We start from the raw sequence: 6,744 nt of genomic DNA, 5'->3' as shown, positions 1-6,744 counted from the left end.
GAGCTTGCGAGGTTAGGGAGCCGGTTGGGCCCACGCCGGCAGGGTTCCCTGGCCGAGCTTGCGAGGTTAGGGAGCCGGTTGGGCCCACGCCGGCAGGGTTCCCTGGCCGAGCTTGCGAGGTTAGGGAGCCGGTGGGGACTAGTGGAAGAAGTGCCGCGCGCCGGTGAAGTACATCGTGACGCCGGCTGCATTCGCTGCGGCAATGACTTCCTCATCGCGAACGGAACCGCCTGGCTGGACCACGGCGCGGACGCCCGCGTCAATCAGGATCTGCAGGCCGTCCGCGAACGGGAAGAAAGCGTCGGAGGCCGCTACGGCGCCGAGAGCTCGCTGGGGTGCCCCGCTGGTGCTGGTGTTCGAGGCACCGCCGGGGGCATCGCCCCCACCAGCGCCGTCGGACTCCACCTTTACGCCAAGCGTGTTGGCCCGCTCCACGGCCAGGCGGCAGGAATCCAGGCGGTTGACCTGTCCCATGCCGATGCCGACGGCGGCGCCGTCCTGGGCAAGGAGGATGGCGTTGGACTTTGCCGCGCGGCAGGCGGTCCAGGCGAAGGCCAGGTCGGCAAGGGTCTTTTCGTCAGCGGCTTCACCGGCAGCAAGGGTCCAGTTGGCGGGGTTGTCGCCCTCGGCGTCAACTTTGTCGGTGACCTGGACCAGCATCCCGCCGGACACCTGGCGGAATTCCGTGGGATAGCGGCCGTAGCCCTCAGGCAGGGCAAGCAAGCGGATGTTCTTTTTCTTTGACAGGATTTCCACGGCCTCGGGCTCGAAGCCCGGGGCGATAACAACTTCAGTGAAGATGTCCTTCACGGTGTTGGCCATGCCGGCGGTCACTGTGCGGTTGGATGCGATGACGCCGCCAAATGCAGAGACGGGATCGCAGGCGTGGGCTTTGGCGTGCGCGTCGGCGATGGGATCAGCGGCATCCGCGGAACCGACGGCTACGCCGCAGGGATTGGCGTGCTTGATGATGGCGACGGCCGGTTCGCTGAAATCGTAGGCGGCACGGAGGGCGGCGTCGGCGTCCACGAAGTTGTTGTAGCTCATGGCTTTGCCGTGCAGCTGGTCTGCCTGGGCGATGCCCCTGGGCGCTGCTTTGTCCACGTACAGGGCTGCCTGCTGGTGCGGGTTCTCGCCGTACCGCAGCACCTCGGACCGTTCCAGCGACAGGCCCGCGTAGGCAGGCCAATCGATAACGCCGTCGCCGTCCTCGTCCAGGAACTGGCTCGCCGTCCAGGTGGCTACTGCGTTGTCGTAGGAGGCGGTGTGGGCGAACGCCTTGGCGGCCAGCCGGCGCCGGGTCTTGAGGTCGAAGCCCCCCTCGGCGGCTGCGGTGACCACCTGGCCGTAGAAGGAGGGATCCACCACGATGGCGACGGCGGCATGGTTCTTCGCTGCAGAGCGCACCATGGCCGGGCCGCCGATGTCAATCTGCTCGACGACGTCATCCTGCGCGGCGCCGGACTTGACGGTTTCCACGAACGGGTAGAGGTTCACCACCACGAGGTCGAACGGCTCGATCTCCATGGTGATCAAAGTGTCCATGTGCGCCTGGACACGGCGGTCGGCCAGGATGCCGCCGTGGACACGTGGGTGCAGCGTCTTGACGCGGCCGTCCAGCATCTCCGGCGAGCCGGTGACTTCCTCGACTTCCTGGACGGGAATGCCGGCCGCGGCGATTCTCTTGGCCGTGGACCCGGTGGACACCAGCTTCACGCCCGCTGCATGCAGGCCCTGGGCGAGATCCTCCAGACCGGTCTTGTCGTAAACCGAGATCAGGGCCCGGCGGATGGGAACACGGTCGATGGTTACGCGCTCATGCTGCGTGAAGCTCACAAATGTCTCCGTCTTATGTCGCGGAACAGTGCCGCGGTTGGTGGGGATAGGGCCAGTTTATCGCGAAGTGCTGTTGCCCCCGGTGCAGGCGGAAGTGTGAAGGCCAGCGAGCCCGGCTAGAGTTCTTCCAGGAGGCTGCGATGAATACTTACACCACTGTGCCGAGCGGCGAGCAGGTGGTCCAGGAGCTGCCCTGGCGATGGAAAGTCCAGGGCAGAATCTTTTTGATCGGCGGTCTTGGTTTCATGTTTGATGCCTGGGACGTGACACTGAACGGCATTCTCATTCCGCTGCTCTCCACGCACTGGGCCCTGACCCCCGGCGAGGTGGCCTGGGTGGGTACGTCCAACCTGATTGGGATGGCCCTCGGTGCGTTTATCTGGGGCACCATCGCAGACACCATCGGACGCAAGAAGGCGTTCACGGCCACGCTGCTGATCTTCTCCCTCTTCACCGTACTGGGTGCCTTCTCCCCCGACTTCATCTGGTTCTGTGTGTTCCGGTTCATGGCGGGCTTCGGCCTGGGCGGCTGCATCCCCGTGGACTACGCCCTGGTGGGCGAGTTCACTCCCCGCAAGCAGCGCGGCAAAGTCCTCACCGCGATGGATGGTTGGTGGCCGGTGGGGGCAGCCCTGGCAGGTTTTGTCTCCGCCGGGCTCGTGGCCCTGTACGGAGACTGGCGGCTGACCATGCTGGTGATGGTCCTGCCCGCATTGCTGGTGTTCTGGGTCCGCCGGAGCGTCCCGGAGTCTCCGCTGTTCCTGATCCGCATGGGCAGGCGGGAAGAAGCGGCCAAGGTGATCGATGGCCTGGTGGCAGCAACGGGAGCGGAACCCCGCGCCTACAGCCTGCCCGACGCCAAGGAAGTGCCGCGCCTTTCCGCCGGCAGCGGCTGGCACCAGCTGCGCCTGGTATGGCAGTTCAACTGGAAAATCACGGCCGCGGCCTGGTCCCTGTTCTTCTCGATCCTGCTGGTCTATTACCTGTCCCTGACCTGGATGCCGCGGATCCTCATTGGTGCGGGCTTCGCGGAGTACAAGGCGTTCGTCACCACGGCGTCCATGGCCGCTGTCGGGCTTTTGGGCGTTATTGTGGCCGCCCTGCTCGTGGAACGTGTCGGCCGCAAATGGATCCTTGCCATCACCGGACCATTGTCGGCGTTGACCCTGGTGATCGTGGCGGTCGTGGTGGACATCCCCACGGCGGCCGTTTTCTGGCTCCTGGTGTTCGGGTTCGTAGTTCAGGTGGCCATCCCGGTGCTTTACGCCTACGTGTCGGAGCTGTACCCCACCGAGCTGCGCGGTACCGGCTTCGGGTGGGCATCCACGTTCTCCCGGCTCGGTGCAGGCTTCGGGCCGCTGATCTTCGCGAGCTACTTCTGGCCCGAGCTTGGCCTCGCCACGTCCTTCGCCCTGGCAGGCGGGCTGGTACTGCTTGCCGTGCTGTGGATGGCGTTCTTCTCCCCCGAAACCAAGCAGCGCCGCCTCGAGTAGAAGGCCCGTCGACACCCTGATTCGGTTTCGATACGGACGTTCCTTTGGGCGCCCCGGATTTCAGGTGCGCCACGGAGCACGCGCGTCGAAAAGGTACTTGCGCGTCGACGGGACGGCCGGGACGCCGGGTCAGGTGGGGCCTGGTTAGGCGTGCGTGGGGTGGGTGGCGGCGAGGGTGGCCAGGGTGGACACCAGAAGCCGGCGCTCCACCACCTTGATGCGCTCGTGCAGGGTTTCCTCGGTGTCGGACTCCTCGATGGCCACGGCTTCCTGGGCGATGATGGGCCCGGTGTCCACACCGGCGTCGGCCCAGTGCACGGTGCAGCCTGTCACCTTCACGCCGTACGCCATCGCGTCGCGAACGCCGTGGGCGCCCGGGAAGGCCGGGAGCAGCGCAGGATGGGTGTTGAGGTATTTGCCCTTGAACGCGTCGATGAACTCGGGGCTGACGATCCGCATGAACCCGGAGGAGACCACTATGTCCGGTTCGAACGCCGCCACGGCCTGGGTCAGTGCGGCATTCCAGTCAGCCCGGTCCTGGTAGGCCTTGAAGTCGACCACAAAGGTCGGGATGCCGGCTGCTGCGGACCGTTCCACCCCGAACGTGCCCGGCCTGTCCGCCCCCACTGCGGCGATTTCGACATCAAGCTCCCCTGCCTTGACCGCGTCGATAACTGCCTGGAGGTTGGACCCGGTGCCGGAAACGAGGACTACGATGCGCATGGCACTAGCTTATGGGCAGGCTCGCGTAGGCTGGAAAACATGAACAGCACACCGGAACCGGCTGGGCGGCAGCGCACAAAACAGCCGCTCAGCGAGGCAGCAAAGGCCTCGCTCGCCAAGACCCACACCCTGTTCCGGATCTTCGTGGTGGCGGTGCTGGGCGCCTTCTTCGTCTACCAGCTGGACGTCAGCTACCTCTGGCTCACCGCGGTCCTGACAGCCGCCAGCATTACCCTCGGAGTGGTGCTGCTGGTCCGGGCGGCGCGCCTGAAGGAGTCGCGTCTCGTCCTCATCGGCACCATTTCGGGGCTCGTGGTGTCCGCGATCATGGTGCTGCTGATCCTGGTCACAGCCCTGTTCTTCGACGAAGTGCGTGAGTACCAGGCATGCGTCGGCCGGGCGTTGACGGACCGGGCGCAGTCGGCTTGCCGGGTCCAGCTGGAGGGGTCGCTGCCCTCGCAGCTGCCCTGAGGGCCGGGGCCGGCCCTCCCGTTCGGGCGGCAGCTCCCAAAACTACCGGGCCAGTTCGGCGTCCACTTCCTTGGCTGCCTTCTCCCGTTCGAGCCAAGGTCCCACCGCGTATCCAATCACGACGCCGGCACCCACTTCCGCCGCCACCCAGACTCCCGTCCAGAACGGGTCAGGACCAATGTCCGTGAGCCGTCCGATTCCGGCCGAGCCACGTGCCAGCCAGGCCAGGCCGGCAGTCAGCAGCCCGGCCGCCAGCCCGCACAGGACCCCGAGCACCAGTGTTGAAACGGTCGCTGTGAACCAGCGTGCGCGGACTTTGATGGCAAGCCACTCGTCGAAATGGTTTTCGCCTTCCCGGAGGAACCACCAGCCCGCCAGAACCCCGGCCAGCACCGGCACCATCAGGGCCACGAAGGCGTAGTCCAGGGATCCGGACGGGATGGCCGCCAGCACCGGGATGGAAGGCAGCGGGCCAACAGCAGTGCCCAGCGGGCCCGCCTGGGAACCGAGGCCCATGGCGAAGCCGGAGCCGGATGTCCAAGCCAACGCAAAGACGACAAGGTTGGGCAGGAACCCCAGTTGCACAACGGTGAGGGCGGTACCTCCCACCGCCCCGGCGTCGAGCGCCTCATAAACCGCAATCACCAGGTTCCAGTGGATGAACAGGTCTACCGCCAACAGCAGCGCAGCCAGCGCCAGGGCTGACAGGACCGCCACAAATGCCGCTTTCGCGGCGGAGGCGAGGTAGGACCCGGCCCAGCGCGAATGCTGGCTTGTGCGCGAAATCCAGTCCACGGCGTCGACGCCGATCAGCCGGCTCCAGGATCCTGCCTCACGGCGGGCGCCTATCACCATGCCGAGGGCGTAAGGAATGAGCGGGATGAACGTCGCGTGCCAGGAATTGATGCCGACGTCGGGCGTGCGGCAGATGAAGCCTGTTGCCGCTCCGAAGGCGGAATACACCAGCCATGAACCGAGGAGCGCCTGCCACAACTGGTCCGTATAGGAGGCCCGGGCCAGCCGACGGCCAGCGCGCCAGGCGAGCAGGAACGGGATCAGGGTCAAGCCAAGCGGAATGAGCGTGAGCGGTCCTGACCCGGAAGTGGCGGCGGCGTCCGAGCCCGCAGCAATGAGTTCCAGGGGAACCCCGTGGACCAACAGCCAGGACTGCCCGGCCAGGCGCGCGAGAAAATCGACGGCGCCGTCCTGGAACCCGGCGGTAGCCCAAACCGCAATGATTGGAGCAAGCACCACCAGTGCGGAGATGACGGCTGCCTGGGCCGTTTCGAGGGCACCCTGCAGCCACAAGGGCATGGGAAGGCCACGGTCTCCGGTTTGATCAGCGCGCAGTTTCATCGTTTTCCATGGTGTCACGGCGGCGCCTCCCGGCCCGGGACCGACAGGCGCCAACCCTGAGCCATACCTTCAAGGGGGCCCTTCACAAGCGCTTTTCGCGTGCGCCCGCCGTAAAATTTAACCGTCCACAATTAGTGGTTGGAGGCAAGAAATGACTACCGCATCCCACCATGCGCACGGCGTTCATTTTGGACGGGCAGACGTCCAGAACGTGGGCATGGGACTGGGAATCGTCCTAATGCTGGTGGGAGTCCTGGGCTTCATCCCGGGCGTCACCACCCGATACAGCGAACTGATGTTCCTGGGACCGGCTTCGCATGCCATGGTCCTGGGGCTGTTCCAGGTGTCCATGCTGCTTAATATCGTGCAGCTGGCCATCGGCGCAACCGGCTGGGCTATGTCCCGCACAGAACATGGAGCACGGAACTTCCTCCTGGGAGCGGGTGCGCTGTACATCGTCCTGGCAATCTTCGGGCTCATTGTCGGAGTGGATTCAGCGGCGAACTTCTTGTCGCTGAACATGGTGGACAACTGGGCGCACCTGGTGCTGGGCATGGCGATGATTGTTGCTGGCTGGCTGTTCTCGCGGAATATGACCGCAGACAGGACATAAACCCGGAATCCGTAACCCGGGAAACAGGAGCCGCGAATGAGAGAAGAACCCTAAGTTCTGAAGATATTCGTCCTACTGGCTGGTGCAGTCGCCGCTTTCAGCGCGGCTGCACCAGCGTCTCCGCGGCCGGCCCGCACCAGCAGCAGACCGGCCCGGCAAAAATGAAAAAGTTCCGCATGCACAACGACGCCGGGAGCCCCCCAAGTGGACTCCCGGCGTCGTTCGCTGTGCTCGCCTCGGCGCCGGTCCGTT

At 65.4% G+C, this 6,744-nt stretch carries 6 protein-coding genes; 3 read left to right on the top strand and 3 right to left on the bottom strand.

All coding sequences use genetic code 11. The features are described 5' to 3' along the window. Nucleotides 1-138 precede the first annotated feature (138 nt). Entirely contained in the window at nucleotides 139-1,836 is a 1,698-nt protein-coding gene (gene purH / locus AC5RWX_RS28710; protein WP_494099642.1) for a bifunctional phosphoribosylaminoimidazolecarboxamide formyltransferase/IMP cyclohydrolase, read from the bottom strand. 140 nt (nucleotides 1,837-1,976) lie between these two features. On the opposite strand from purH, the gene AC5RWX_RS28705 reads away from it, so the two are divergent. Further along, nucleotides 1,977-3,329 (top strand): MFS transporter, encoded by a 1,353-nt coding sequence (locus AC5RWX_RS28705; RefSeq protein ID WP_494099641.1) that lies wholly within the window; start codon nucleotides 1,977-1,979, stop codon nucleotides 3,327-3,329. Between the two features lie 144 nt (nucleotides 3,330-3,473). Here AC5RWX_RS28705 and purN read toward each other — a convergent pair whose 3' ends face one another. Next, a complete protein-coding gene (purN, locus tag AC5RWX_RS28700) occupies nucleotides 3,474-4,052 on the bottom strand; it encodes a phosphoribosylglycinamide formyltransferase (protein ID WP_494099640.1) in 579 nt (192 codons plus the stop codon). Between the two features lie 39 nt (nucleotides 4,053-4,091). Between purN and AC5RWX_RS28695 the strand changes: the two genes are divergently transcribed. Continuing rightward, nucleotides 4,092-4,523 carry a hypothetical protein gene (locus AC5RWX_RS28695; protein ID WP_494099639.1) on the top strand — a complete coding sequence of 144 codons (432 nt, stop codon included), beginning with the start codon at nucleotides 4,092-4,094 and terminating at the stop codon, nucleotides 4,521-4,523. 42 nt (nucleotides 4,524-4,565) lie between these two features. Here the strand turns inward: AC5RWX_RS28695 and AC5RWX_RS28690 are convergent, their stop codons facing one another. Further along, nucleotides 4,566-5,879 carry a cell division protein PerM gene (locus tag AC5RWX_RS28690; protein ID WP_494099638.1) on the bottom strand — a complete coding sequence of 438 codons (1,314 nt, stop codon included), beginning with the start codon at nucleotides 5,877-5,879 and terminating at the stop codon, nucleotides 4,566-4,568. A gap of 151 nt (nucleotides 5,880-6,030) precedes the next feature. On the opposite strand from AC5RWX_RS28690, the gene AC5RWX_RS28685 reads away from it, so the two are divergent. Next, nucleotides 6,031-6,492, top strand: a complete 462-nt coding sequence (locus AC5RWX_RS28685; RefSeq protein ID WP_494099637.1) for a DUF4383 domain-containing protein — start codon at nucleotides 6,031-6,033, stop codon at nucleotides 6,490-6,492. The last annotated feature ends 252 nt before the right edge of the window (nucleotides 6,493-6,744 follow it).

The sequence above is a fragment of the Arthrobacter sp. SPT-J7 genome, assembly GCF_059089965.1.
Note: the sequence above shows the minus strand (reverse complement) of the source record. Positions and strands in the feature narration are given on the sequence as shown.